General features: G+C 67.8%; 23 protein-coding genes. 10 read left to right on the top strand and 13 right to left on the bottom strand.

Annotated elements, in window-relative coordinates:
* Positions 1 to 146: 146 nt before the first annotated feature.
* The 5 genes from ACFWUU_RS31060 to ACFWUU_RS31040 form a co-directional block, all read right to left on the bottom strand.
* Positions 147 to 911: an ABC transporter permease gene (locus tag ACFWUU_RS31060; RefSeq protein WP_137252193.1), complete on the bottom strand. Its 765-nt coding sequence runs from the start codon at positions 909 to 911 to the stop codon at positions 147 to 149.
* Position 912: 1 nt separating this feature from the next.
* Entirely contained in the window at positions 913 to 1,905 is a 993-nt protein-coding gene (locus tag ACFWUU_RS31055) for an ABC transporter ATP-binding protein (RefSeq protein WP_380180768.1), read from the bottom strand.
* 270 nt (positions 1,906 to 2,175) lie between these two features.
* Positions 2,176 to 3,378: a DUF4142 domain-containing protein gene (locus tag ACFWUU_RS31050; protein WP_380180766.1), complete on the bottom strand. Its 1,203-nt coding sequence runs from the start codon at positions 3,376 to 3,378 to the stop codon at positions 2,176 to 2,178.
* Between the two features lie 139 nt (positions 3,379 to 3,517).
* A complete protein-coding gene (locus ACFWUU_RS31045) occupies positions 3,518 to 5,821 on the bottom strand; it encodes a sodium-translocating pyrophosphatase (protein WP_137252190.1) in 2,304 nt (767 codons plus the stop codon).
* A gap of 225 nt (positions 5,822 to 6,046) precedes the next feature.
* Positions 6,047 to 6,376, bottom strand: a complete 330-nt coding sequence (locus ACFWUU_RS31040) for an STAS domain-containing protein (RefSeq protein ID WP_130387202.1) — start codon at positions 6,374 to 6,376, stop codon at positions 6,047 to 6,049.
* A gap of 218 nt (positions 6,377 to 6,594) precedes the next feature.
* On the opposite strand from ACFWUU_RS31040, the gene ACFWUU_RS31035 reads away from it, so the two are divergent.
* The 10 genes from ACFWUU_RS31035 to ACFWUU_RS30990 all read left to right on the top strand — a co-directional run bounded on the left by ACFWUU_RS31035 (position 6,595) and on the right by ACFWUU_RS30990 (position 18,147).
* Entirely contained in the window at positions 6,595 to 8,904 is a 2,310-nt protein-coding gene (locus ACFWUU_RS31035; RefSeq protein ID WP_380180764.1) for a DEAD/DEAH box helicase, read from the top strand.
* Positions 8,905 to 8,940: 36 nt separating this feature from the next.
* A complete protein-coding gene (locus tag ACFWUU_RS31030) occupies positions 8,941 to 9,342 on the top strand; it encodes a hypothetical protein (protein WP_137252189.1) in 402 nt (133 codons plus the stop codon).
* A gap of 318 nt (positions 9,343 to 9,660) precedes the next feature.
* Positions 9,661 to 10,428, top strand: a complete 768-nt coding sequence (locus ACFWUU_RS31025; RefSeq protein ID WP_170989541.1) for a ricin-type beta-trefoil lectin domain protein — start codon at positions 9,661 to 9,663, stop codon at positions 10,426 to 10,428.
* 590 nt (positions 10,429 to 11,018) lie between these two features.
* A complete protein-coding gene (locus ACFWUU_RS31020) occupies positions 11,019 to 12,449 on the top strand; it encodes an extracellular solute-binding protein (RefSeq protein ID WP_380180762.1) in 1,431 nt (476 codons plus the stop codon).
* The gene (locus ACFWUU_RS31015) at positions 12,449 to 13,375 is read left to right on the top strand and encodes a carbohydrate ABC transporter permease (protein ID WP_380180760.1); all 927 of its coding nucleotides are present in this window, start codon (positions 12,449 to 12,451) and stop codon (positions 13,373 to 13,375) included. Before ACFWUU_RS31020 ends, ACFWUU_RS31015 begins: the two co-directional genes overlap by 1 nt.
* Entirely contained in the window at positions 13,372 to 14,214 is an 843-nt protein-coding gene (locus ACFWUU_RS31010; protein ID WP_137252185.1) for a carbohydrate ABC transporter permease, read from the top strand. Before ACFWUU_RS31015 ends, ACFWUU_RS31010 begins: the two co-directional genes overlap by 4 nt.
* Entirely contained in the window at positions 14,214 to 15,314 is a 1,101-nt protein-coding gene (locus tag ACFWUU_RS31005) for an ABC transporter ATP-binding protein (RefSeq protein WP_380180758.1), read from the top strand. Before ACFWUU_RS31010 ends, ACFWUU_RS31005 begins: the two co-directional genes overlap by 1 nt.
* Before the next feature lie 148 nt (positions 15,315 to 15,462).
* Positions 15,463 to 16,710: a CehA/McbA family metallohydrolase gene (locus ACFWUU_RS31000; protein ID WP_380180755.1), complete on the top strand. Its 1,248-nt coding sequence runs from the start codon at positions 15,463 to 15,465 to the stop codon at positions 16,708 to 16,710.
* A gap of 52 nt (positions 16,711 to 16,762) precedes the next feature.
* Entirely contained in the window at positions 16,763 to 17,173 is a 411-nt protein-coding gene (locus ACFWUU_RS30995; protein ID WP_380180753.1) for a hypothetical protein, read from the top strand.
* Positions 17,170 to 18,147: a phosphotransferase gene (locus tag ACFWUU_RS30990; protein WP_380180751.1), complete on the top strand. Its 978-nt coding sequence runs from the start codon at positions 17,170 to 17,172 to the stop codon at positions 18,145 to 18,147. Before ACFWUU_RS30995 ends, ACFWUU_RS30990 begins: the two co-directional genes overlap by 4 nt.
* An 87-nt stretch (positions 18,148 to 18,234) precedes the next feature.
* Here ACFWUU_RS30990 and ACFWUU_RS30985 read toward each other — a convergent pair whose 3' ends face one another.
* The 8 genes from ACFWUU_RS30985 to ssd all read right to left on the bottom strand — a co-directional run bounded on the left by ACFWUU_RS30985 (position 18,235) and on the right by ssd (position 24,940).
* Complete coding sequence (locus tag ACFWUU_RS30985) at positions 18,235 to 18,855, bottom strand: response regulator (protein ID WP_380180749.1); 621 nt, start codon at positions 18,853 to 18,855, stop codon at positions 18,235 to 18,237.
* Positions 18,856 to 19,038: 183 nt separating this feature from the next.
* Entirely contained in the window at positions 19,039 to 19,623 is a 585-nt protein-coding gene (locus ACFWUU_RS30980; protein WP_380180747.1) for a flp pilus-assembly TadE/G-like family protein, read from the bottom strand.
* On the bottom strand, positions 19,620 to 19,982 hold the full coding sequence (locus tag ACFWUU_RS30975; protein WP_380180745.1) for a TadE family type IV pilus minor pilin: 363 nt from the start codon (positions 19,980 to 19,982) through the stop codon (positions 19,620 to 19,622). Before ACFWUU_RS30975 ends, ACFWUU_RS30980 begins: the two co-directional genes overlap by 4 nt.
* Positions 19,983 to 20,359: 377 nt before the next feature.
* Positions 20,360 to 20,827: a DUF4244 domain-containing protein gene (locus ACFWUU_RS30970; RefSeq protein WP_380180743.1), complete on the bottom strand. Its 468-nt coding sequence runs from the start codon at positions 20,825 to 20,827 to the stop codon at positions 20,360 to 20,362.
* Positions 20,828 to 20,928: 101 nt separating this feature from the next.
* On the bottom strand, positions 20,929 to 21,645 hold the full coding sequence (locus ACFWUU_RS30965; RefSeq protein ID WP_380180742.1) for a type II secretion system F family protein: 717 nt from the start codon (positions 21,643 to 21,645) through the stop codon (positions 20,929 to 20,931).
* Between the two features lie 201 nt (positions 21,646 to 21,846).
* Positions 21,847 to 22,695, bottom strand: a complete 849-nt coding sequence (locus ACFWUU_RS30960) for a type II secretion system F family protein (RefSeq protein ID WP_380180740.1) — start codon at positions 22,693 to 22,695, stop codon at positions 21,847 to 21,849.
* Positions 22,692 to 23,867, bottom strand: a complete 1,176-nt coding sequence (locus ACFWUU_RS30955; RefSeq protein WP_380180738.1) for a TadA family conjugal transfer-associated ATPase — start codon at positions 23,865 to 23,867, stop codon at positions 22,692 to 22,694. Before ACFWUU_RS30955 ends, ACFWUU_RS30960 begins: the two co-directional genes overlap by 4 nt.
* Positions 23,864 to 24,940 (bottom strand): septum site-determining protein Ssd, encoded by a 1,077-nt coding sequence (ssd, locus tag ACFWUU_RS30950; protein WP_380180736.1) that lies wholly within the window; start codon positions 24,938 to 24,940, stop codon positions 23,864 to 23,866. Before ssd ends, ACFWUU_RS30955 begins: the two co-directional genes overlap by 4 nt.
* Positions 24,941 to 25,016: the final 76 nt, after the last annotated feature.

The following is a 25,016-nucleotide window of genomic DNA, read 5'->3' as shown; positions in this document are numbered from 1 at the left end:
CCCCGCCAACCCTTGATCAACAGGAGAAACGGCCCGTGGTCCATCCGGTCTCCCGGATGTACCACGGGCCGTCGCGGCCAGGACCCCTCAGCCCGACCGGGCTCCCTGCCCCGGCCAGGGCCCCTCAACCTCGACCGGGGTGGCTTCTATGCGTCGCGCTTGCTCGCCGAGAAGAGGGCGATCGCCATCAGCGCGGCCGCCCAGCCGGCGAAGTACAGCAGTGCCCACCAGGGACCGAGAGCGAAGTCGCTGCCCCCGGCGCCCGCGCCGGCCAGACCGAAGTCCTGGCCCTGGTTCAGGAACGAGCTGCCGTTCGCGAACGGCGCCCACCTGGCCAGGTCGTCGCCGACCTTGGGGATCAGGTTGACCAGGTTCTCGACCAGCAGCGGCCAGAGGATCAGGATCGCGATCGCACCGGCGCTCTGCCGGATCAGGATGCCGACCGCCACCGCGATCACCGCGGAGATCGCGAAGACCAGGCCCTGACCGGCCAGCAGCCGCCACTCGGCCCCGGTGTTGATCGACAGGTCCGCGTTGCTGGCGAACAGGCTGCCGACGCCCCACGCGCCGAAGGACGCGATCAGGCCGATGACACCGGACAGGAACGCGACCACCGCGGTCTTGCCCAGCAGCAGCGCGGCGCGCTGCGGAACGGCCTGGAAGCTGGTCCGGATGGTGCCGAACCGGTACTCGGTGGTGACGGCCAGCGCGGCCATCACCATCATCACCATCTGGCTGAGCTGTGCGCCCGGCTGGGTGATGAAGATCGTCGCCTGCTGCTCGTCGGCGCCCTTGAGGAAGCCGGTCGTCAGTGCCGCGAACCCGACGGTCAGCACGGCTGCGACGATCATGCACCACCACGGCGAGCGGGTGGAGAAGAGCTTGATCCGCTCGACAGTGATCACCGACATGTCAGTTGTCCTCCTTCGGACCCGCGGCCACCTCGGCGCCCGACGGCGCGTCGAGCTGGGTCACGGCAGCGATCTCGTCGTGCGCGTGGTACTCGACCGAGTCACCGGTCATCTGCATGAACGCCTGCTCCAGCGAACCGCGCTGCAGTGTCAGCTCGTGCAGCACGATGCCGTGCGCGGCGGCCGTCTCGCCGATCTGGTCGGTGGTCAGGTCGCCCTCGACGAAGAGCACCTTGCCCTCGTTCTCGACGTCCTCGATCCGGGTGACCAGCTGCTGCTGGTGCAGTACGCCGGCCAGCTGGTCGAGCTGCGGCGTACGGACCTTGACCGTCGTACCGCTGGCGCGGTCGACGAACTCCTGCGTCGTGCTCTGCGCGATCAGCTTGCCGCGGCCGATGACGACCAGGTCCTCGGCGGTCAGCGCCATCTCGGACAGCAGGTGGCTCGAGACCAGCACGGTCCGGCCTTCGTCGGCCAGCCGGTGCATGAACGTGCGGATCCAGACGATGCCCTCGGGGTCGAGGCCGTTGACCGGCTCGTCGAAGAGCAGCACCTCCGGGTCGCCGAGCAGTGCGCCGGCGATGCCGAGCCGCTGCGACATACCCAGTGAGAACGCGCCGGCCCGCTTGTTCGCGACCGCGGACAGGCCGACCATCTCCAGGGCCTTGTCGACCGAGTCCTTCGGCAGCTTGTTGGAGGCGGCCATCCAGGTCAGGTGCGCACGTGCCGAGCGGTTCGGGTGCACCCACTTGGCGTCCAGCAGCGCGCCGACCTTGGTCAGCGGCCGGTGCAGATCCCGGTAACGCTGTCCGTCGATCGTGACCTCGCCGGACGTCGGGGTGTCGAGACCGAGGATCATCCGCATGGTGGTCGACTTACCGGCCCCGTTCGGGCCGAGGAAGCCGGTCACCTTTCCCGGTTTCACCTCGAAAGACAGGTTGTCAACGGCAACTGTTGCGCCGTATCGCTTGGTGAGGCCCTTTGCCTCGATCATCGCCGTACTCCTCTTTCGGTGGCGCACCTGGTAGTGGACTGTGTAGCTCTCAGTATCGAGGTCACCGGGGTCCGGATCATCGGACCCCGGGCGGATCCGGTGTGTCCACCCGTGGGTTGATTCTGCCGTCCGCCGGACGTCGGCAGCTATCGGTTAAAGCCCTGACCACGACCCCGACGATCCCCTATGCGAGGGTCTTGGCGCATCAGCCGAAAGTCGACGGACGCCCGTACTTCGGTCGGTCGCAGGTGGAAGTGACTACCAAACGGCTCAGACCACCGGCACGCCGTACAGCACCAGGTTGTGCGTGTAGCGGTGGGCTTTGTGGTCGTACGAGCCGGTGCAGGTGACCAGCACCAGCCGTGGCTTTCCAGCGCCCTGGAAAAGGTCGCGCGGCAAGGCACTCTGCAGATAGGTGCGCCGAGCCACGATCTTGTACCGGTGCACGTGCCCGTCCCCACCCGTCACCGAGACCTTGGCACCCACCGGTACTGCGGAGAGCCCTGCGAACACCGCTGGTCCGGACCGAGCCGTGTCCACATGCCCGGCGAGCAGAACAGTGCCACCGTCCGAGCCCGGGGCCGCACCCGCCGCCCACCAGCCCACGGCGTTCGGCGACGTCGGCATCTGCAGCTGGCCGTCGCTCCCGGTCGCGACCGCTTGCACCGGCGCGTTCTCGACACCTTGCAGCTTCAACCGGACCGGAGGGATGGCAGCTTCCCGTTCTTCCGCGGAATTTCCGGCCTTCGGAACCTGTCCCGCGTTATTGGGCTGCCCACCGAACACCATCACCAGCCCGGCGCCGATCGCCGCAAAACCGAGGAGCCGACGCCGCATCGAGATCGCCTTGCCGAGCAACAGCAGTACTCCGATGCCGAGCAGGATCAACGCCGCGCGCGAGCGGGCCTTCTGGGCATCGCCCACCTGGCCGCCGTCGCCGGTCGGCACGACCGGCTTGCTGGTCACGATGTGGCAGGTGGGCGTCACCATGTCCAGGTGCATCTGGACCACGGGCTTGGCGCCCTCGGCCAATGTCTCCACGGCAGGCGAGGCGCTCTTCGGCACATCGCCGTTGATCAACGCGAGGTACTCCTGGTGCAGCTGCCGCTGCAACGCGAGCCAAGCAGCGTCGTACGACGAGGTCCCGGCCTTGGCTCCGAGTGCGTCGAGCTGCTCGCGCTGCTGGGGTGAAGGCAGCGTCGCGAGCTTGATGCCGAATCGGCCGGCGAGCTCGGACTCCTGCGCGGCGAGCCGGCGGTGATCGCGTTCCATCTGCGTACCGACGCTTCGCACGCACGAGCTCTGGCCCTGGGCATTCGCCGCGTGGGACGCCTGGATGATCGTCAGATTGAGCTGGTGTGCTGTGTTGAGGTAGGTGGCATCGGGCGTCGCGGCGTACGCCGATTGCGCCGTACCCACCAGACCTGCCACGACCAGAAGCAGCAGGGCGATCGCCGATCGACGGGGAGACATAGGTCCTGCCACCTCCCCCCAACGGACGTTTCGTCGTATCGACAGTAAAGCGGTCACCGGTCTGGGTCCAGACATGCGAAACGGCCCGCCGATCAGACCGGCGGGCCGCTTCATCAGCTGCTGCTGTCAGTACTGCGAACTACGCGGCCGCGTTGACCTCGGCCGGAGTGTCGGAGATGACCGACTCCCGGCGCTTCGAGACGTAGACCGCGGCGGCCAGGATGATCACCGCGACGACCGCGATGATGATCCGGAGCGTCTTGTTCGGGTCGTCGCCGATCGCCGACATCCCGACGACGGCCGGAGCGATCAGCACCGAGACCAGGTTCATCACCTTGATCAGCGGGTTGATGGCCGGGCCGGCGGTGTCCTTGAACGGGTCGCCGACGGTGTCACCGATGACGGTGGCCTCGTGCGCGGGCGAACCCTTGCCGCCCCAGTTGCCGTCCTCGACCAGCTTCTTGGCGTTGTCCCAGGCACCACCGGAGTTGGCCAGGAAGACCGCCATCAGCGTGCCGGCGCCGATCGCACCGGCCAGGTAGCCGGCCAGGGCCGCGGCGCCGAGGCCGAAGCCGACGGCGATCGGCGCGGTCAGTGCGAGCAGACCAGGCGTGGCCAGCTCCCGCAGCGAGTCCCGGGTGCAGATGTCGACGACCTTGCCGTACTCCGGCTTGCCCGTCCCCTCCATGATCCCGGGGATGTCGCGGAACTGCCGACGTACCTCGTAGACGACCGCACCGGCGGCGCGGCCGACCGCGTTGATGGCCAGACCGGAGAACATGAACACCACGGCCGCACCGAGGATGATGCCGACCAGCGTGCCCGGGTTGAAGACCAGTGCGTCGGCCTCGAACTTCGGGTAGTTGTCGGCCAGCGACGTCCGGATCGCGTCGGTGAACGAGCCGAACAGCGCGGTCGCGGCCAGTACGGCGGTCGCGATCGCGATGCCCTTGGTGATCGCCTTGGTGGTGTTGCCGACGGCGTCCAGCTCGGTCAGGATCTGGGCCGCCTCGCCGTCCACGTCACCGGACATCTCGGCGATGCCCTGCGCGTTGTCGGAGACCGGACCGAAGGTGTCCATCGCGACGATGACGCCGACGGTGGTGAGCAGACCACAGCCGGCCAGCGCGATCGCGAACAGCGCGACCACACCGGAACCGCCGACCAGGAAGGCGCCGTACACGGCCGCCGCGATCACCACGGCGGTGTAGACGGCGGACTCGAAGCCGACCGAGATACCGGACAGGATCACGGTCGCGGCACCGGTCAGCGAGGTCTTGCCGACGTCCCGGACCGGCTTGTCCTCGGTGCCCGTGTAGTAACCGGTCAACGCCAGGATGACGGCCGCCAGCACGATGCCGATGATCACCGAAACGGTGGCGATGAGGCGCGGGTCGCCGTCGTACGCGGCGATCGTCTCGGTCGCACCGGTCAGGTCCTTGAAGCTGCTCGGCAGATAGACGAACGCTGCCACCGCACAGAGCACGGCAGAGATGACCGCGGAGATGTAGAAGGCCCGGTTGATCGTGCGCAGGCCGTTCTCACCGGTCCGCGGACGGGTCAGGAAGACACCGATGATCGCGGTGACCGCGCCGATGGTCGGCACGATCAGCGGGAAGATCAGGCCCTGCTCGCCGAACGCGGCCTTGCCCAGGATCAGCGAGGCAACCAGCATCACGGCGTACGACTCGAACAGGTCGGCCGCCATACCGGCGCAGTCGCCGACGTTGTCGCCCACGTTGTCGGCGATCGTCGCCGCGTTCCGGGGGTCGTCCTCGGGGATGTTCTGCTCGACCTTGCCGACCAGGTCCGCGCCGACGTCGGCGGCCTTGGTGAAGATACCGCCGCCGACACGCATGAACATGGCGAGCATCGCGGCGCCGAAGCCGAAGCCCTCGAGCACGGTCGGGGCGTCGCCCTTGAAGATCAGCACGACCAGCGCGGCGCCGAACAGGCCGAGGCCGACGGTCGCCATGCCGACGGTGCCGCCGGTGCGGAACGCGACCCGCATCGCCGGGTTGCGTCCCTCGTCGCGGGCAGCCGCGGCGACCCGGACGTTGGCGCGCGTCGCGAGCCACATGCCCAGGTACCCGATCGCGGCGGAGAAGCCCGCGCCGATCAGGAAGAAGACGGAGCGGAAGATCTTCAGCGTGGTCTCGTTGCCGCCGTCGGTGTGCGCCGGCAGCAGGAACAGCAACAGGAACGCGACCACGGCGAAGATCGACAATGTCCGGAACTGCCGGTTCAGGTACGCCGATGCGCCTTCCTGAACCGCCGCGGCGATCGTCTTCATGTTCTCGGTGCCATCGTTCGCGGCAAGCACCTGGCCCCGGAAGACCATCGCGATGACGACCGCGAGGATCGCGATCACCCCGACGACAATCACCAGAGTGGTGTTGCTCGACGAAAGATCCACCGCTTGTGGTGCAAGCAGCGCGGACATCCGTCCTCCTTGTAGGCAACCCATCCAGGCTTGACGGCCCCCATCTGCCGCAACCGAAGGGTTGGGGAAATACGACACAACGCCAATGGACTGGCGCGGTGGGCTACTCTAACGGGTTCCCGACCAGACCTGACGACAGGGTGGTCTACGCCATACCCGGGTGTCTGAGCAAGCAGCTCACTCTTCGTAGCCTTGTGGACACCTTTTCGCTTCGGGACGCCGGGATCAGATCGCCGAGGCGACGTCCGGATGGATGTCGAAGACCTTTGTCAGGCCGGTGATCCGGAAGATCTTCAGCAGCCGTTCCTGGGTACAGACCAGGGACAGCGAACCGTCGTGGGTGCGCACCCGTTTCAGCCCGCCGACGAGAACGCCGAGGCCGGTGGAGTCCAGGAACTCCACGCGTTCCAGGTCGATGACCAGGTCGTAGACCCCTTCATCGACAAGCGCGGCGATCTTCTCGCGGAGCTTCGGTGCGGTGTAGACGTCGATCTCCCCCGCCACCTCGATGACGGTACGCCCGCCCTCGGCGCGCGCGGTCAGCGACAGATCCACTTCGGCCTCCGATCCCGTGAACTGCTGCATTCAACCATGTACGGACCGTGAGTAAGACCCGCTACCGAAAACTCTTTCATCTCGTCAGACCGAAGTCGATTCCCCTCCCCAAAAAGCCGTGTGCATCCGACCGTGTGCATCCGACCGTGCACGCCGCACGTGCACTCTCAGCTCGTCCTCAGCGATTCGCTGTCCGTGCCACGCCCTAAGCTCGCGGTATGCGTGCAGGTGGTGAGGCGGAGGCTGTCCTGAAACGCCTGGCCGCCGGTCGTGACGACCGGTTGACCCACGTCGAGTCCGTGCCGCCCCGGTTGGGGCAAACGTGTGATTGGCCGCGCTGGGTTCCGGACGAGGTGCTCGGCCAGCTGCGCGACGCCGGCATCACGGCACCGTGGACGCATCAGGTCGCCACGGCCGAAGCGGCGTACGCCGGGAAGCACGTCGTCGTCGCGACCGGGACCGCATCGGGCAAGTCACTCGGCTATCTGCTGCCGGCCTTTGCCACGTTGAGCATTGCGCAAGCCGCGTCACCACATCGGCGTACTGCGTCGTTGTTGTACCTGTCTCCGACGAAGGCGCTGGCCCACGACCAGCTGCGCGCGGTCTCGTCGTACACGGTGCCCGGTCTGCGCGCGACGACTCTGGACGGCGACTCCGAGCGGAGCGAGCGCGACTGGGCGCGCGACCATGCGACGTACGTGCTCAGCAATCCGGACATGCTGCACCGGTCCGTTCTGCCGAATCACCAACGCTGGGCACGTTTTCTGGGCTGCCTGCAGTACGTCGTGGTGGATGAGTGTCACCACTACCGCGGCGTCTTCGGCGCGCATGTCGCCGGCGTACTGCGACGGTTGCGGCGGGTCTGCGCGCAGTACGGCGCTCATCCGATCTTCATCTGCGCTTCGGCGACTGTTGCCGAGCCGGCGGTGTCAGGCGAACGCTTGACCGGCCTGCCGATGGTGGAGGTGGTCGAGGACGGCTCTCCGCGCGGCGGCATCGCCTTTGGTCTCTGGGAGCCTCCACTGACCGCAATGCATGGTGAGAACGGCGCACCGGTGCGGCGTTCGGCCACGGCCGAGGTGGCCGACCTGTTGAGCGATCTGGTCGTCAGTGGTGTCCGGACTGTGGCGTTCGTCCGTTCGCGGCGCGGTGCGGAATCGGTTGCGATGACAGCACGCGAGAACTTGGCCGAGGTCGACCCGACGCTGATCGACCAGGTGTCGGCGTACCGGGCCGGCTATCTGCCGGAGGAACGGCGGCGACTCGAGGGGATGTTGCAGAGCGGTGAGCTGACCGGTGTCGCGGCAACCAATGCGCTCGAGCTGGGCATCGACATCGCCGGGCTGGACGCCGTACTGCTATCTGGTTGGCCTGGCACGCGTGCATCGCTGTGGCAACAGGCCGGGCGTGCTGGTCGAGCCGGTGGGGATGCAGTGGCGTTGCTGATCGCTCGCGACGATCCGCTCGACACCTATCTGGTGCGCCATCCGCGCGCCATCTTCGGTCGACCGGTCGAGGCAACGGTCTTCAACCCGGCGAACCCGTACGTCCTCGGTCCGCAGCTGTGTGCGGCTGCGCAGGAGGTCCCGCTGACCGCGGACGACTTCGAGATCTTCGGCAGTACGACGTCGCAGGTCATCGCACAACTCGTGCTGCAGGGCGCGCTGCGGGAGCGACCCCATGGCTGGTTCTGGACGCGCCGCGAGCGGGCCGTGGATGCCATCGACATCCGATCGGCCGGCGGGAAGACCGTGCAGATCGTGGAGGACCAGACCGGTCGCTTGCTCGGCACCGTCGACGGCGGCTCGGCGCACTCGTCGGTCCATGAGGGCGCCGTCTACGTGCACGCCGGCGAGTCGTACCTGGTCCGGTCCCTCGACCTCGAGGAGCACGCCGCTGTCGTCGAGCCGGCCTCCCCGGACTACACGACGTTCGCGCGGGACACGACCGAGATCAGCATCCTGGCGACCGAGGAGACCTGCAGCTGGGGTACGGCGGAGTTGTCGCGCGGCTGGGTCCAGGTGAAGAGCCAAGTCATCTCGTACCAGCGCAAGCTGATCGCGACGGGCGACGTACTCGATGAGCAGCCTCTCGACCTGCCGGAGCGCACCCTGCGGACCAAAGCGGTCTGGTGGACGATGCCCGACACCGCGGTCGCGGACCTGGGCCTCTCCGACGTACCAGGAGCGGCGCACGCGGCCGAGCACGCGTCGATCGGACTGCTCCCGCTGTTCGCCACCTGCGATCGCTGGGACATCGGCGGCGTCTCCACCGCCCGCCACGCCGACACCGGCTGCCTCACCGTCTTCGTGTACGACGGGCACCCCGGGGGAGCCGGATTCGCCGAACACGGGTACGCCGCGGCGCGCGAGTGGTTGACCGCGACACGCGAGGCGATTGCACACTGTGAATGTACGGACGGATGCCCGTCGTGCGTACAGTCACCCAAGTGTGGGAACCAGAACAACCCACTCGACAAGAGCGGCGCGGTAGCGCTGCTCTCCGCATTGCTGAGCAGTGAGGCCTGAAGGGCCGGCGTAGGGCCGGCGGAAAGGCAGCTTGCCATGGCCGTCCTCGGAATTGTTCTGATTGCCCTCGCGGTGCTGTTCGGTCTGGGCGTCTCGGTGTCCTCGACCGCGTCCACCAAGCTCGAGGTGTTCGGCGTCGACTTCGGCGTCTCGGTACCGACCGTGTTCTTCCTCGGCGCCCTGGCCGGCGCCGCGCTGATCTTCGGGCTGTGGCTGCTGAAGAAGGGTCTCGGCCGCGGCTACCGCCGGCGCAAGGAGATGCGCGAGCTGCGCGCCCAGGCCACCACCACGCCGAGTGACACCGTCGGCGGCGAGATCACAGAGGGTGACACGTCCGCACCTGCCCTCGAGACCGCCGGCGACACCCCCGCCGACGAGCGTCTGGCCTCCGAGCAGGAGCTCGCCCCGGACCCCAATGACACCAAGCAGCCACACTGACCACTCTGTTGCCTACGGCATCAACTCTCCCGGCAAGCTACCGGAATACCGCCGGATTGCCGTAAGATCTCGATCACCTCACAGCGGTCGCACGGCGACCCGGCAGCCCGATTTCGATGCCTTGCGCAACGAGATCGGGCTTGGCAGTTAGTTGCCATTGGCATCAAGTTTCACAGGATCGGCATAACCTCCCCGGTCTCACCTGTGCCTTACTGGTTGTGGCGTCAACGTCGCGCTGAGTCACTGCCGGCGTTCCGGCTCGCGTACGGGGTCCCGACGACCTGACGCCGTGAGATAGCACGACCTCTGGAGGTTGTCTTGATCATCCGTAAGCTGTTCAGCCGTACCGGCGTGGCAGTGCTCGCAGTCAGCGTCGCACTCGCCACCGCCGTACCGGCCCAGGCCGCGAACCCCGTCTCCGAAGGCTCGAAGACACCGGGCGTCACGGTGGGCGTGGCACAACAGATCGCCACCCGCTCCGACACGCGGTACTGCCTGACGTTCGTCGCGGCCGCCAAGGTCCCGATGGCGGTCATGATGGCCTGCGCGCCGGGCAAGGAAGGCAAGACCCAGGAGTGGATCTACACCGAGTCCGGCCAGCTGCAGGTCGCGATGAGCAAGAGCGTCGGTGGCGCCCTTGCAACGACCGGCGCCTGCCTGGACAGCGGTGCGGACCTCGCGAAGGTACCTGCCGCCGCGCCCCTGCTGGTACTGCCCTGCCGTGAAGGCACCGGGCAGAAGTGGAGCTACGACAAGGACGCGGGCACGTTCGTGAACGCTGCCAGCGGCCTTGCCCTGACCTCGCTGCTTGGCAAGGGGAAGGCCAAGCAAGCACAACCGACCGGCAGCATGAGTGCGGCCGGCACGCCGATCCAGGCCTGGGCCGGACTCCCGGTGCCGAGCCTGGACATCCTGGGCGCGGTGCTGGCGCTCGTGAACGCGCTGCTGGCGTCGCTGGGCCTGGCCCTGCCGCTGCCGATCGCGGGCGCGGCGGCCAGCCTGCTGTCGCTGCTGCGGCCGCAGCTGCCGATCCCGGCCCAGATGACGGTGCTGCCGAAGCAGATGATGCAGCTGGCGCAGAGCTGACCTGAGGAGGTTCCAGCCAGACACACGGTCGGCCCCGACATCATGTCGGGGCCGACCGTTTTCTTCTCCTTCGAATCGACGTGAATCTTCAGTTGTGTCTGGTGAAGCGAACGACGGCTGCTCGATGCTCGGGGATGACGTTTCGGAATCCCCGCTGCTTGCGCGTCAGCGGGAGCCCGGCGTCGTCGTCACCGCTCGGCCGTCAGGTCCGCAGCCGTCACCAGGCGGCCACGGTCACCACCAACACCAGTGATGGCAGTGATCAAGCAGGTCGTCGAGAAGGCAAGCAACTCCGTGGAGCAGTCCCATGTCTGTCACCTCCGATCCACTGAACCGGTCGGCAAGACAGTAGCTCCGATCCTCACGCTCTGTATCTAGTCAACTACCTGTTGCCACAGAACCTTGAGCATCCTTTAACTCTTCCGCAATGCGTGCCGCGGAATCCCGGCTTGACAGCGCACGCTTCGTTGCCTACAGCACCTGCATGGTTCACGCGCGGTTGGGAAAAAGTCTTCACATAGTCGTTTGAGAGTGACAATCTTTGACCGGCACTCTCCCCGGCCCACTTTCGCCTTTCGCTAGGAGCCTCGATGCGATCACTCTCGCGGTTGACCACCGCCGGCGTCCTCGGCGCCGCCGCCCTCGCGCTGCTCACCGGATGCCTCGGCTCCTCCGACGCGGGCAGCAGCGGCGGTCAGGACGCGAACCGGAACGCCGACGCCAAGAAGGTCGAGCTGACCATCGGCTCGAACTCGGTCAAGGGCGGTAAGAGCAGCGCCGGGGCGACGTTCCTGTCCGACGTGCTGATCCCGAAGTTCGTCGCCGACCAGAAGGGCAAGGGCGTCGACGTCACGGTCAAGTTCCAGGGCGACGGCTCCGACGACGAGGTCTACAAGCAGAAGCTGTCCCTCGACCTGTCGAACAAGTCCGGACCGGACCTGTTCCAGATCGACGGCATCTGGGTCGGCGAGTTCGCGCAGGCCGGGTACATCAAGCCGCTCACCGACACCGTCGGCGACGCCGCCAAGGTGAACGACTGGGACGGCTGGAAGCAGATCCCGGAGTCGGTCCAGGCGCTGGGCAGCTACAACGGCCAGCGGTACGGCGTACCGGGCGGCACCGACGGCCGGGTGCTCTACTTCAACAAGAAGCTGTTCCAGCAGGCCGGACTGCCGGCCGACTGGCAGCCGAAGTCCTGGGACGACATCATCTCGGCCGGCCAGGCGCTGAAGAAGCTGCCCGGCGTGACGCCGATCCAGATCAACGCCGGTACGGCGATGGGCGAGGCGACCAGCATGCAAGGCGTACTGCCGCTGCTGGTCGGCACCGGCGCGACCGTCAACACCGACGGCAAGTGGCTCGGCAACAGCCCGCAGCTGCGGCAGGTGCTGGACTTCTACCACCAGATCTACAGCACCGGTCTCGGTGACCCCGTGCTGCAGAAGGAGGCCAAGGGCCGGGACAAGTCGTTCGCGGAGTTCGCGGCGAACAAGATCGGCATCCTTGGCGAGAGCGACTACTTCTGGCGCAGTGTGGTCGAGCCCAAGGAGGGCGTCGCCAAGATGGCCGATCGCGACAGCGCGGTGGGCTGGGCGCTGATCCCGGCCATGAAGCCGGGCGCCGGCGTGAAGGGCCAGGACTTCGTCTCGATGTCGGGCGGCGGCGCGACCGTGATCAACCCGAACACGAAGTTCCCGCAGCAGGCGTGGGAGCTGCTGCAGTTCATGAACTCCGCGGAGATGGTGAAGGCGTCGCTGGACGGGGCGGCCAAGATCACGCAGCGGTCCGACGTCAACAGCGAAGTACTGGCGAGCGACCCGATGCTGAGCTTCATCGCCGAGAAGGTCCTGCCGATCACGCAGTTCCGTCCGGGGCTTGCGGAGTACCCGAAGATCTCGGCGGCGCTGCAGCAGGCGACCGCGGATGTGGTGGCCGGCAAGAGCACGGACGCGGCGGCATCGGCGTACCAGAAGGCGGTCGAGGCCGCGGCGGGCGGCAAGGACAAGGTCACCAGTAACTGATGGCTTCCCCCTCCGCACCTCTTGAGGGCGTCGGGCCCGGGCGGGGTCGTGCGCCCGCCCGGGATGTCGCAGGGCTCGGCGTCGGCCGGGCCCTCGGCTTCGTCGCGCCTGCGTTCCTGCTGATCGGCGCGTTCCTGATCTTCCCCGCGGTCTGGACGATCTACATCGGCATCACGAACTACCGGCTGACCGGCGTCGAGGCGGTGTCGCCGTCGATCGTGGGGCTGTCGAACTACACCAAGGCCTTGAACGACGCGCTGTTCCACAACGCGTTGTGGCTGACATTGGTGTTCGTCCTCGGTTCGGCGATCATCGGGCAGAATATCCTCGGCTTCACGCTGGCGTGGATCATGCGGCGGACGCGGCCCGCCGTACGCCGTACCGTCGAGGCCTTCGTCCTGCTCGCGTGGATCCTGCCGTCGACTGTGGTCGCCTATCTGTGGGTCGCGTTCTACGACCGCGACGGCGGGACGCTGAACAGCTTGCTGGGTACGTCGGGAACCGCGTGGCTGATCGACTACCCGATGGCCTGCCTCGTGGTGTTCAACACCTGGCGCGGTACGGCGTTCTCGATGATGCTCTACTCGTCCGCATTGCAGGCCGTCCCGCCGTCGCAGCTCGAGTCGGCGCGCATGGTCGGCGCGTCGGGCTGGCAGACGCTGCGGGACGTGGTGTTCCCGCACATTCGCGGACATGTGCTCACGAACACGCTGCTGATCTCGCTGTGGACGGCGAACGACTTCTCGCCGTTCCTGCTCACCAAGGGCGGACCGAACCACGAGTCCGAGACGGTGCCGGTGTACATCTACAACGTGGCGCTGCAGGGCGGTGAGCTCGGGTACTCGTCGGCGATCTCGTTCCTGCTGCTGATCGCGAACCTGCTGGTCTCATTGATCTACCTGCGACTGCTTCGGAGGCGCTCATGAGCAGGCAGTCGTTGCCGACGACCCCCGCCTTCGTCCTGCGGCGCATCGGCTTCTACGTGCTGATCTGCGCGATCACGCTGTTCTTCGCCGTACCGATGCTGTGGATCGCCTCGGCGCCGTTCGACGCCTCGCCCGGGCTCGGCGTGCACTGGCCGGACTGGACGCTGGAGAACTTCCGCAAGACCCTCGAGCACCCGTACGCGATGCACTCGATGGTCAACTCGCTGCTGATCTGCGTGACGACGGCCGTTGCCGTGACTGCGTTCGCGGCGTTGGCGTCGTACGCGCTGTCGCGGGTGCGGATCCCGGGACGGGACGCGTTGCTCTACGGGTTGTTGCTGCTGTCGTCGGTGGTGACGGGTACGGCGGCGATGGTGCCGATCTTCGTGATGATGTTCCAGCTCGGGCTGATCGACTCGCGGTTCGGGGTCGCGCTGGTGATGACCGGCGGGTTGTTGCCAGCAGCAATCTTCATCCTGAAGGACTTCGTCGACGCGGTGCCGAAATCCTACGAGGAGTCGGCAAGGGTCTTCGGCGCGTCGACGGGCCAGATCCTGCGCGACGTCGTACTCCCGGTCGCACGGCCCGGGCTCGCGACGATCATGGTCTGGGCGTTCGTGAACTCCTGGGGCAACTTCCTGGTGCCCTTCCTGCTTCTCCGGTCGATCGACAAGCAGCCCGGTGCGGTGCTGATGCAGACCCTCACCGACGAAGGCGGCAGCGTGAACCTGCAGGTGCTGCCGGTGTTCTCGCTGCTGTTCTCGATCCCGGTCGTCGTGCTGTACCTGTTGGTGAACTCGCGGTACGGGTTCCGCTTCCATGGAGGGATCAAGAGCTGATGGCGGGCATCGACATCGAAGGCCTCGCAACCGTCTACCCGAACGGCGTCCGCGCCGTCGACGGGCTGGACCTGCACGTGGCCGACGGCGAGTTCTTCGCCCTCCTCGGCCCGTCCGGCTGCGGCAAGACGACCCTGCTCCGGACCATCGCCGGTCTGGAAGCTGCCAGCGAGGGCACGGTCCGGATCGACTCGGCCGATGTGACACGGGTCGAGCCGGGCAAGCGCGGCGTCGCGATGGTCTTCCAGGACTACGCGCTCTTCCCGCACATGAACGTCTCCGAGAACATCACCTACCCCTTGAAGGTACGCCGGGTCGCCGCGGCCACCCGTGCCGATGTTGCTTCTCGTACCGCGGGCGAGCTGTCCTTGCAGGGCCTGCTCGAACGCAAGCCGGCGCAGCTGTCCGGCGGGCAGCAGCAGCGTGTCGCGCTTGCGCGGGCGATCGCATCCGAGGGCAAGGTGCTGCTGCTGGACGAGCCGCTGTCGAACCTCGACGCCCGGCTCCGCCTCGAGGCCCGCACGTTCCTGAAGAAGCTGCAGCGGGACCTCGGCATCACGACGGTCTTCGTCACCCACGACCAAGCCGAGGCCCTTGCGCTGGCCGATCGGATCGCCGTGATGGACTCCGGCAAGCTCCGTCAGCTGGGCTCACCGCGCGAGGTCTTTGCCCGGCCTGTGAACACCTTCGTGGCCAACTTCATCGGCTCCACCCCGATGAACCTCCTGCCGGGCACAGTCACCGCGTCTGGCACCGGGGCGGTCTCGGTGGCGGGTGGTTCGTTGCCTGCCACAACCGGTTCTGTTCCTGCCGACGCCGAGGTGACGGTCGGCATCCGGCCCGAGTACCTTACGGTCGCCTCGGGTGACGTCACCGGACCTGCCCTCCGCGGCGTTGTCGTCGTCGCCGAGAACCTCGGCACCCAGTCGCTCGTCACCGTCGACTGCGACGGCACCCTCGTCGGCGTCACCGTCCCCGAAGAAACCGAACCCGCTCCAGGCACCGCAGTCGTCCTCACCGCCCCCGCCTCCCGAGTCCTCCTCTACGACCGCGACTCCGGCGAACTCCTAGCCCGCCAACCAGCCACGGTCGCCTCATGACGACGACGTCGTACCGTCCCCGCATCTCGGGACCTCGTCACCACGCCCGCGCCTCGAGTCCTGCTGCACGGCCGCGCGGGCGGCGAGCTCGTCGCGCGACAATCAACCTCGGTTGCCCGATGGCACCGGAGAGCTGGGAAACCGTCTGATGGCTGTGACCTCCTACCGGCGCCGCTGGACGCTGGACGATCGAGCCGATTCCCCTTGGCACTCGCTCCCCGTCGACATCCCGGCCGGCTGCCCCGGCCTGCACGTCACCCTCACCATCCCGCCGGTCGATGGCGCCGTCATCGACATCGGCTGCGAAGGCGCGGCCGGCTGGCGCGGCTGGTCCGGCGGCGCCCGTCAAACCTTCGCCATCACCCCCGACGCCGCCACCCCCGGCTACCTCCCCGGCGAACTCGAACCAGGCACCTGGTGGATCGTCCTCGGCCTGCACCGCATCCCGCTCGAAGGCGTCGAACTCCTCGTCGAAGCGACCACAGGCCCGGTCCCCAACATCCCAGGCCTCAACGAGTACGCCGACGCGACCGCCGCCATCGCAGTACCGCCGCGACCACCGCGCCGTACGCTCCCCGCATCCTCCGGCCTGAAATGGATCGCCGGCGACTTCCACGCGCACTCGCTCCACTCCGACGGCTCCACCCCGGTCGCCAACCTCGCCGCACTCGGGGTGTCGGCCGGCCTCGACGTACTCGCCGTCACCGACCACAACACCGTCGCCCACCACGCCGAACTCCCCGCGCTCAGCAGCCGCTTCGGCATCGGCCTCATCCCCGGCCAGGAAGTCACCACCGACACCGGCCACGCCAACGCGTTCGGCGAGATCGGCGTGATCGACTTCCGCCAACCCGCCGCCACCTGGGTCTCCGAGGTCGCCCGCCGCGGCGGGCTCCTCTCGATCAACCATCCCCTGGGCGGCGACTGCGCCTGGCGTCATCCGGTCCCCGAACACCCACCCCTGGCCGAGATCTGGCACTCCTCCTGGCTGGACCACACCTGGGGCGGCCCCATCGCCTGGTGGCAGGCCTGGGGTCTCGAGGGCACCACCCCCATCGGCGGCAGCGACTGGCACAACCCGACTTCATTCACGCCACCCGGCTCCCCCACCACCTGGATCGCTGTAGACGCCAACGCCGAAGGCCCGGACGAGTTGGCGGCCGCTAGCCTCGCCGGCCTGTCTGCGGGCCGAACCGCCCTCTCGTGGTCCTATACGGCCCCTGTCCTGGTCCGAGCCGACGACGAACTCATCGCGATCGACGCGGCCGACACGCTCGTCATCTCCCCCGACGGCACCCGCCACGCCGTCCGTTCGTCCGCCGAACGCATCCCCGCCACGCCCGGCCCGCACATCCTCGTCACCCACACCGGAGAGTTCCTGGCGACGTGCGCCTGACCCGCGACGACGGTTCTCTACCGGAGCGCCCGCCTTCCGGCAGACTGACCTCATGACGAGCGAGCAGCCTCAGGTGATCGTGGTAGACGCTGCGAACGTCGTCGGTTCCCGCCCCGACGGCTGGTGGCGCGACCGCCCCGGCGCGGCGCGACGTCTCCTCACGAAGCTCGCCGTACTCCAGCAACGCCTGCAGGACACGACCGACATCGTCGTGATCCTCGAAGGCGCCGCCCGAGCCGCCGTCACCGGCCCCGACGCTCCCGACACCGGCAACCTTCGCGTCGTCCTCGCCCCAGGCTCCGGCGACGACACGATCGCCGCCGTCACGGCCGAAGCCGCGGCGCAATCCCACAGTCCTGAGGTCACCGCGGTCACCGCCGACCGCGGCCTTCGCGAGCGCACAGACCCCACCGGCGCAACGGCCGTCGGCCCCCGCTGGCTCCTAGACCAACTCGAGTCTTGAAGCACGCGGCGGAATCCATCGCCAAGGCCTTCAGACTCGGCCGGTCCATCGAGCCTCTTACGCCGGTGCAGCACACCAGCTTCGAGACCTGGCGCCTTCGAACACCCTCAGCCGACTATCTCGTCAAACGGCTGTGGGGCCTCGAGGACCCACCATGGTGGCCCCGCATCGAGCAGGGCATGGCGCTGGAGGCGGCCGCACTCGCCCAAGGCCTGCCAATCGCCCGGCCGGTCGAACCGATGGCTCCGGCCTTCGGGTACGCGGCCCGGGTGGACGACTTCGGCACTATTCGCCTGTACGACTGGATCGATCACCGCACACTCACACCCGCCGATGACGTGGCTGCGTGGCTCGGACGCGTCGCCGCGCGGCTACACGGGCTGATGCCGCTGACCGGCGTACATCCCGAGTGGCGTTGGTGGGGAGTTTTCCCACGCGACCGCTGGGAGGAATGGGCAGCAATCGGCCGAAGCCAGGACAAGCCGTGGGCAGATGCGCTCGGTGAGAAGGTCAGCTTCTTCGACGAGCTGGGCTGGTCGATCCGGGCCGCGTTCGCCTCGGCCGACGACCAAGTACTGAGCCACGGCGATCTCGAGCCGTACAACGTCCTGGTCTCAGCCGAAGGCCTCGTCCTGATCGACTGGGAGAGCGTGGCCTGCGAAAGCGCCACCCTGGAAATCTCCCGCGCCGCGCTGAGTTTCGGCGGTGACGACCCTGCCCGGATCTCCCGCATCCTCCAGGAGTACGTCGACTCCGGCGGCGCGCTGGCCCCGATCGGCGACGACCTGTTCCTCCGCACACTCTCGCTCAACCTGTGCCACCTCGCCGAACGCCTCGACGTCGAGGTCGGCAAAGAACCCCCACCAGGCTGGATGCAAGGCCAAGACCTGACCGCCCTGATCAGCCAGGACCTACAGACACTCCCCCAAACCGTCCACCGCCTCCGCACCCTGGCCACCGCCTGCCTCGGCTAGTCGACACATCCAGCCGTTTTGCTCGGCTAATCGACGCATCCAGCCGTCGTGCTCGGCTAATCGACGCAGCCAGCAGTCCTGCCTCGGCTAATCGAGGAGCCAGCCGTTTTGCTCGGCTACCTGGATCGCGTCGGAACGCGTGCGGGCTCCGGTCTTACCGATGGCGGACCAGAGCCGGGTGCGTACGACGCGCTCGGACACCTGGAGCTTGCGTGCCATCAGCGCAACCGAACCGCCTTCTCGTGCGGCGCGCAGGGTCTCGGTCTCGTTCTGGTCGAGGGGAGTTTCGGAGTACTGCAGCGTCTCGGCGGCGAGGTTTGCGTCAACCACGCGGAGGCCTAGATGCACCCGGCGTACTGCATCCGCAAGCTGCGGTGCCGGACAACCCTTCAACGCGAACCCTTTGGCGCCGGCGTCGAGCCCGCGGCGAAGGTGCACCGGTCGACCGTACGTGGTGAGCATGACGACCCGGCATTCCGGCATCGACGTACGCAGCTTGGTGGTGACGGTGATGCTGTGGTTCCCCGGTCCGCCCGCGTCGAGCAGAGCGACGTTCGCGCGGTGCCGTTTCGCAGCACCCACGACGTCGTCGGTTCTGTTGAGCTCGGCAACGATCTCCAGATCGCGCTCGCGCTCCAGACCGCTGCGGAGCAAGCCTCGGCTGAGGATCTGGTCGTCGACCAGCAACAGCCGAATCCGGTCGGGCAAACGGGCCTCCGAGGTATCCGTCCGGGCGTCGGGGAAGTACGTCCGGGAAGATGAGTTGGACTCGGTTCCAGATCATGGAGCGCGGCGACGCGAGTCGTCCACATCAACGCGGCATCTCTACCAGATTGCGACCAGATCGCGACCACACCAGAACCAGGCTCTAGTTTGCCCTGTTGGCGGTGTTCAGAGAGGACCGGCCCTGGCGGTCGCAACGAGGGTCCGATGGCCGAACGGAAGATCGAGCTCAAGCGACACCTCCACGGTCACAGAGTCCGCGGTCACGTCGCAGCCGGCGAGACGAACCTTGTTGAGAATCGCAATACGGGCCGCGGTTTCGCACGGCGTGGTGGGTGCGGCGAGGGATGCAGCGCCGGTCAGAGGTTGCTCGCCGTTTGACGAGCGCCTTGCCGGATGTCGCTGCGCAGTCAGCGAGGTGACCGTCGCGTGTTTGCCGTCGGTGGTCGCGGCCGCGACCGTCGCGTCGGTGGTGGCGGCCGCGTAAGTCGTGTCGGTAGTGGCGGCCGCGTAAGTCGTGTCGGTAGTGGCGGCCGCACGAGTCGCGTCGGAGGCAGGTGCGGGATCGGTGGGCGATTCGGATGTCGCGAGTGATTGGGCGGCGCTTAGGGCGGTCAGGTCGGCCGCGGTGGTGAGTTTGTGGCGGGCGGTCGAGACGGTGGACCAGAGGGTGGCTGCGGCTAGGGCTGTGATGAGGAGGACTGCGGCTAGCAGGGTGTGGATGGTGGCGCTGCCTCGTTCCGATCGGGTCATGGGGTCGCCTCTGGTTCGGCTTGGAGGGTGGCGGTTGCTGTTAGGCGGGTGGGAGTTAGGAGAGTGAGGAGTGGAGGGGTGTGGGTCGGGGTCGCGGAGACGGTTACGTGGATGTCTTCGGACTCGCGAGTGATGGTGATCGTGCCGGTCGGGATGGTGCGGCGGCCGATGGCTTCTGCTTGATCGGGTGGTTCGCCCCGGGCTACTGCTCGGGCTACGTCGCGGGCGGCGTCCATGCATCGGATGTTGAGTACGACGAGACCGATGGACCAGATACCTAAGAGGAGCAGGGAAAACAGCACGGGCAGTGCAATCGCGAGTTCCGCCGTCACGGCGCCGCAGTGGTTGCGGCGGGACATCCTGGGGCGGTGGGAGCTGTTGGGGGAATGGCAGCGAGTGGTTTGGGTGGAGCCGGCGGTGCGGTGGGAACACGCGGCGTGGTGGGAGCACGCGGTGCGGTGGGGACACGCGGTCTCGGCGGAATCGGCGGTCTGCCGGGACTCGGCGGTCTGGTGGGAGCACGCGGTGCGGTCGGAGCACGCGGTGCGGTCGGCGCACGCGGTGCGGTGGGGACACGCGGTCTCGGGGGAATCGGCTGTCGGGCGGGACTCGGCGGTGTGGAGGGAGCCGTTGGGGTGGGCGGTCGAGTTGGGTGGCGGGCGGCGGGGCAATTGGGGCTCCTTGGGGTGGCGACCGGTCGGGAGGGGTGGGCCGACCGGTCGCCGGATGGGGGTGGTTAGAGGTGGACGCCTTCTACGCCGGCGATTTTCAGGGCGTAGTTGATGAGGGCTTTGAGGGCGTTCTGCATGACGGGGGATTTGAGGAGGGCTACCAAGATGCCGCCCAGGCCGCAGGCGGCGACGATCGTGACGGCGTACTCGGCGGTTGCGGCGCCGCGTTCTGTTCGGGTTCGGAGGCCTCGGAGGGTGCGCGGGCGGAGGCGTCGGAGGGTGCGGGCGCGGCGATGTTCTCGGGTGTCGGGCAGCAGGTGGTTGGAGATGTGGGGCAGGAGGTGCTCCGGGGTGCGGGACGGGAGGGGCTCGGAGATGTGAGAGTCGGAGGGCTTGGGGGTGGTGAGAGGGCGGGCTTGGGTGGGGTGGGGTGCGGCCTGGATGGGGTGGGGGTCGGCTTGGGCGGGATGGAGGTTGGCTTGGGTGGAATTGGGGTTGGGGTGGTTGCTGGGGGCTACTACTGGGGTGGACATGTGCGGCCTCCTGGGCTCGGCGTGGGGTGGGTCGTCGTTGACAACATGCCGTTGTTGGATGGGCTTTTTTATAAGGACTTTTGAGGTTGTGGATTTCTCGGTTAGGGGGTGAGGACGTAGGGGATCAGGGAGTCGGCGATGGTGGGGACGATTGAGAGGAGGACGAAGGCTGGGAGGAAGCAGAGGCCCAGGGGGAGGGCGGCTCGGGACTCGGTGGCTCTGGCTTGTTGGTCGGCGGTGTGGTGGTGGGAGCGGCGGGTTTCGTCGGCTAGGTGTTCGAGGGTTTTGGAGAGTGGGGCGCCGGAGCGGATGGAGCGGGTGATGGCTCGGGCCATGGGGGCGCAGGAGGGCTCGGCGCGTAGGTGAGCCCACGCGGTGGATGGGTCTGCGCCGAGGGCTAGGTGGTGAGCGATCTTTGTGAGGAGGTCGGCTAGAGGGCCGGGGAGCGCTTCGGCTACGAGGGTTAGTGCGTGTTGGGGTGGGCGGCCCGCACGTAGGCAGGCGGTCAGTAGGTCGATGGCTAGTGGGAGGTCGCGGGCTAGTTGGGCGTTGCGTTGTTTGGTGGCGGCTGGTTCTAAGCGGGAGAGGGCTCGGGGGACGGCGTACAGGGCGATGGCTGCGGGGATCGCACCCCAGGGGAGGCCGATGAGGAGTAGAGCGGCTAGGGCTGTGGCGGTGGCTGCTAGGCGGTGGTGGGGCGGGGTTCGTGGGCGGGTGCGGGGTTGGGGGCGGGTTAGACGGCGGAGGTTGGGGCGGGGTGGGAGTAGGAGATAGATGCTTAGGGCAACTGCTATTGCGGCGGCGAAGGCCTGGGACATGTGGGGGCTCACGTTGACGCTGCGATGGGGAATGGAAGACGTGCGGGCGGTCAGGTTTGGGCGGGTGGGGAGCGGCGAGTGGTCAGGTTGGCGGGTGGACAAGGGCGAGCGGTCGGGCTGCTTGGGCGGAGAGGGCGGCGTCCGGGTTGCGTGACGGAGAGGCAGAGCGTCCGCGTTAGGTGGGTGGACCGGCGTCGGCGGTCAGGTTGGGTGGGTGGAGAGGTGGGTGGTCCAGTGGAGGCCGGTGGTGGTTAGGGCTAGGCCGGCTGTTAGGCAGAGCCAGCCAGGTGGGGTGGTGGTTAGGAAGGTGAGGGGGTGGGCGCCTAGGGCGTAGCCGAGGGTTATGCCGAAGGCGGGGAGGATGGCGAGGATTCGGGCGGTTGAGCGGGCGCCGGCGAGGCTGGATTCGGTTTGGCGGTGGATGGCTTCGTCGGCTCGGAGGGAGTTGGCGAGGCGTTCGGTGAGGGCGGCGAAGGCGGCGCCGGATTCTTCGGTGACGCGCCAGGCTGCGGCTAGGGCTCGGAGGCTCGCCGCGCCTGGCTTGGTTGATGCTCGGATCAGGGCGGTGGGGACGTCGGCGCCGAGCTTGGCTGCGGCGTGGGCTACCTCTAGGTCGGGGCTGATGGAGGCTGCGCCTTCCAGGGCGGCGATTGGTGGGCGGCCGGCGGAGAGGTCTGCTGCTAGTACGTCGAGGGCTTCGATGATGTTGGCGCGGCGGGCGGCGGTGGATTTCTGGTGTTGGTGTTGGGTTCGTTGGTTCGCGATCAGGGTCAGGACGGCCGTGATGGCGAGGGTTGAGACGAGGGCTTGGGGGCCGAGGATCGCTGTGGCTATGGCGGTTGGAGGGGTGAGGAGGGCGGCGCGGGTTAGTCGGGTTCGGAACGGGCTGCGGGTTGGCTGCTTGTCGCTCACCTGTGCGTCGGTGGGTTGTGGGCGGGTGAGGTTGGAGGGCTTGCTGGTTTGCAGGCGGCGGAGGGCTGCGGTTGGGGGTGGGAGTGCGAGGGTGCAGGTGAGGAGGGTGAGGACGGCGGCCAGGAAGGCTGGGTTCACGCTGCACCTGCCGCAGTACCAGGGGCTTTAGTGAAGAGGCCGGCGGGTGGGTGGAGGGTGAGGGTGTTGTTGGGGTGGAAGGTGACGGCGGGATGGGTGGTTGGGGGACCGTTGGGGTGAGGGGTGAAGGTGTGGATCTCGGCTATTCGGCGGTGGCCGGATGGGGTTCGGGTCAGGTGGATTACGGCGTGTAGGGCTGAGGTGATTTGGCTGTGGATGGCTTCTCTGTTCAGGCCGGCCAGGGCGCCTAGGGCTTCGAGGCGGGCGGGTACGTCGGCGGCGGAGTTGGCGTGGATGGTGCCGCAGCCGCCTTCGTGGCCGGTGTTCAGGGCGATGAGGAGGTCTACGACTTCTGGGCCGCGGACTTCGCCTACTACTAGGCGGTCGGGGCGCATGCGGAGGGCTTGGCGGACCAGGTCTCGGAGGGAGATTTCGCCGGTGCCTTCTACGTTGGGCGGGCGGGCTTCCAGGCGGACTACGTGTGGGTGGTCGGGGCGTAGCTCGCTGGCGTCTTCTACGAGGACCAGGCGTTCGGACGGGTCGGTCAGGGAGAGGAGGGAGTTCAGGAGGGTGGTTTTGCCGGTGCCGGTCCCGCCGCTGATGAGGAAGGCCAGGCGGGAGTCCAGGAGGTCGCGGAGGATGGCGACGCCGGCTTGAGGGAGGGCTCCGGCTGTTACGAGGTCGTCGAGGGTGAAGACCTTGCGGGAGGGGACGCGGAGGGACAGGCAGGTTCCGGGGGCGGCGATCGGGGCGAGTACGGCGTGGAATCGGGTGCCGTCGGAGAGGCGGACGTCGACGTACGGCGTGGAGTCGTCGAGGCGGCGGCCGGCTGCGGCGGCGAGTCTGGTGGCGAGGCGTCGGATGGCGGGTTCGTCGCCGGTGCGGATGGCTACGAACTCGAGGCCACGGCCGCGGTCGATGTAGACCTCGTCGGGGCCGTTGACCAGGATGTCGATCACGCCCGGCTCGGCGAGGAGGCTGTCGAGGGGGCCGGCGCCCAGGGCTTCGCGGCGGAGGGCGGTGACGACGGCGAGGACCATCGAGTCGCCGCAGATGGTTCCGTCGGCGCGGAGGACTGCGGCTACATGCACGGGGGTTGGCTCGGCGCCGGTCAGCGCGAGGGTGCCTCGGACGCGATCGAGCAGCTGTGCGGGGACGTCGGTGGTCGTCATGCGGCGGTCGGGTCTGTCAGGTTGAAGAGGTCGAGGAGGGTGGTGGCGGCTCGGGTTAGGGGGCTTCGGGGGGTGGGGGTGAAGTGGCCTTGGTCCATGGCGGTGGGGAGGGTGCGGTCGATGCCGAGTTTTGTTGCTAGGGGCAAGGAAAGATGGGTGGAGACGTCTACGGGTGAGAGGGCCGGGCGGGTGGTGCGGGCTACTACGCGGAGGTCGCCCGCGACGGAGCGCAGAGGGCCGGAGAGGCGTTTGGCGGCGGCGACGGAGCGCACGTCGCAGGGGACGACGAGGAGGGTTACGGTGGAGCGGATGAAGCCTTCTTCGACGGTTGGGTCGGCGCGGCGAGGTAGGTCGAGGACTACGAGGTCGTTGCTGCGTTGGGCGGCGCCGATGACCGAACTCATGGTGTCGGGAGGCAGGACGGTCACGTCGGACTGATCCCAGGACAGTACGGCGAGGCCGTCGACGGATGGCAGGGCCGAGCGGAGGGCGGCGGCGCTGACGCGGCCGGAGGCGTTGAGAAGTTTGGGCCAACGGTCGCCCGGATCGCGTTCGATGCCTAGGGCAAGCTCTATGCCACCACCTAGCGGGTCCCCGTCGATGAGCATCGTCCGGAACCCGCGCCGGTTGCCAAGGACCGCGACCGCAGCGGCGAGCGTGGTGGCACCCGCTCCCCCGCAGCCGCCGACGAAGGCGAGGGTGATGGCCTTGCGATTCACACCATCCAATGCGTCGGCCAGTTTCCCGGCGAGCGTGGTCTCGTCGTCGGGCAGGCGGCACACGACATCGGCGCCGACATCGAAGGCGCAGCGGTAAAGATCGTCGCCGTCGAGCGCCGAGCCGACCACGACGACTCCAGGTCGTTGCGCGGGCTGGAGGCGGGCCAACGGCTCAGCCAGGTCGCGGCCGATCACGACCAGTGAGCAGGTGTGCCAGTTGCGCCGGAGGCCGTGCAGGTCGGGCTCGACCTGAGGTGTGATCGAAGCGGCCGCGGCCAGCCGCAACAGATCGTCGAGGAGAGCGTCGTTGGTAGTTGCCATGAGCACCGAATTGGTTGGTGAGTTCGTGTCCATGCCAAGAAGATGCCGTTGTCCGGCCTGCTCCGCGCACCCGAACGGAATCCCTGTGGACAAAGCGTTGTCGGGTTTC

Source organism: Kribbella sp. NPDC058693 (genome assembly GCF_042715335.1).
Lineage (GTDB): Bacteria > Actinomycetota > Actinomycetes > Propionibacteriales > Kribbellaceae > Kribbella > Kribbella jiaozuonensis.
This window is presented reverse-complemented; position numbering and strand designations above follow the sequence as displayed.

Coding starts and splice junctions, on each gene's coding strand:
- ACFWUU_RS31060 (WP_137252193.1), bottom strand. CDS start 911: ATGTCGGTGATCACTGTCGAGCGGATCAAGCTCTTCTCCACCCGCTCG.
- ACFWUU_RS31055 (WP_380180768.1), bottom strand. CDS start 1,905: ATGATCGAGGCAAAGGGCCTCACCAAGCGATACGGCGCAACAGTTGCC.
- ACFWUU_RS31050 (WP_380180766.1), bottom strand. CDS start 3,378: ATGTCTCCCCGTCGATCGGCGATCGCCCTGCTGCTTCTGGTCGTGGCA.
- ACFWUU_RS31045 (WP_137252190.1), bottom strand. CDS start 5,821: ATGTCCGCGCTGCTTGCACCACAAGCGGTGGATCTTTCGTCGAGCAAC.
- ACFWUU_RS31035 (WP_380180764.1), top strand. CDS start 6,595: ATGCGTGCAGGTGGTGAGGCGGAGGCTGTCCTGAAACGCCTGGCCGCC.
- ACFWUU_RS31030 (WP_137252189.1), top strand. CDS start 8,941: ATGGCCGTCCTCGGAATTGTTCTGATTGCCCTCGCGGTGCTGTTCGGT.
- ACFWUU_RS31020 (WP_380180762.1), top strand. CDS start 11,019: ATGCGATCACTCTCGCGGTTGACCACCGCCGGCGTCCTCGGCGCCGCC.
- ACFWUU_RS31015 (WP_380180760.1), top strand. CDS start 12,449: ATGGCTTCCCCCTCCGCACCTCTTGAGGGCGTCGGGCCCGGGCGGGGT.
- ACFWUU_RS31010 (WP_137252185.1), top strand. CDS start 13,372: ATGAGCAGGCAGTCGTTGCCGACGACCCCCGCCTTCGTCCTGCGGCGC.
- ACFWUU_RS31005 (WP_380180758.1), top strand. CDS start 14,214: ATGGCGGGCATCGACATCGAAGGCCTCGCAACCGTCTACCCGAACGGC.
- ACFWUU_RS31000 (WP_380180755.1), top strand. CDS start 15,463: ATGGCTGTGACCTCCTACCGGCGCCGCTGGACGCTGGACGATCGAGCC.
- ACFWUU_RS30995 (WP_380180753.1), top strand. CDS start 16,763: ATGACGAGCGAGCAGCCTCAGGTGATCGTGGTAGACGCTGCGAACGTC.
- ACFWUU_RS30980 (WP_380180747.1), bottom strand. CDS start 19,623: ATGACCCGATCGGAACGAGGCAGCGCCACCATCCACACCCTGCTAGCC.
- ACFWUU_RS30975 (WP_380180745.1), bottom strand. CDS start 19,982: ATGTCCCGCCGCAACCACTGCGGCGCCGTGACGGCGGAACTCGCGATT.
- ACFWUU_RS30970 (WP_380180743.1), bottom strand. CDS start 20,827: ATGTCCACCCCAGTAGTAGCCCCCAGCAACCACCCCAACCCCAATTCC.
- ACFWUU_RS30965 (WP_380180742.1), bottom strand. CDS start 21,645: ATGTCCCAGGCCTTCGCCGCCGCAATAGCAGTTGCCCTAAGCATCTAT.
- ACFWUU_RS30955 (WP_380180738.1), bottom strand. CDS start 23,867: ATGACGACCACCGACGTCCCCGCACAGCTGCTCGATCGCGTCCGAGGC.
- ssd (WP_380180736.1), bottom strand. CDS start 24,940: ATGGACACGAACTCACCAACCAATTCGGTGCTCATGGCAACTACCAAC.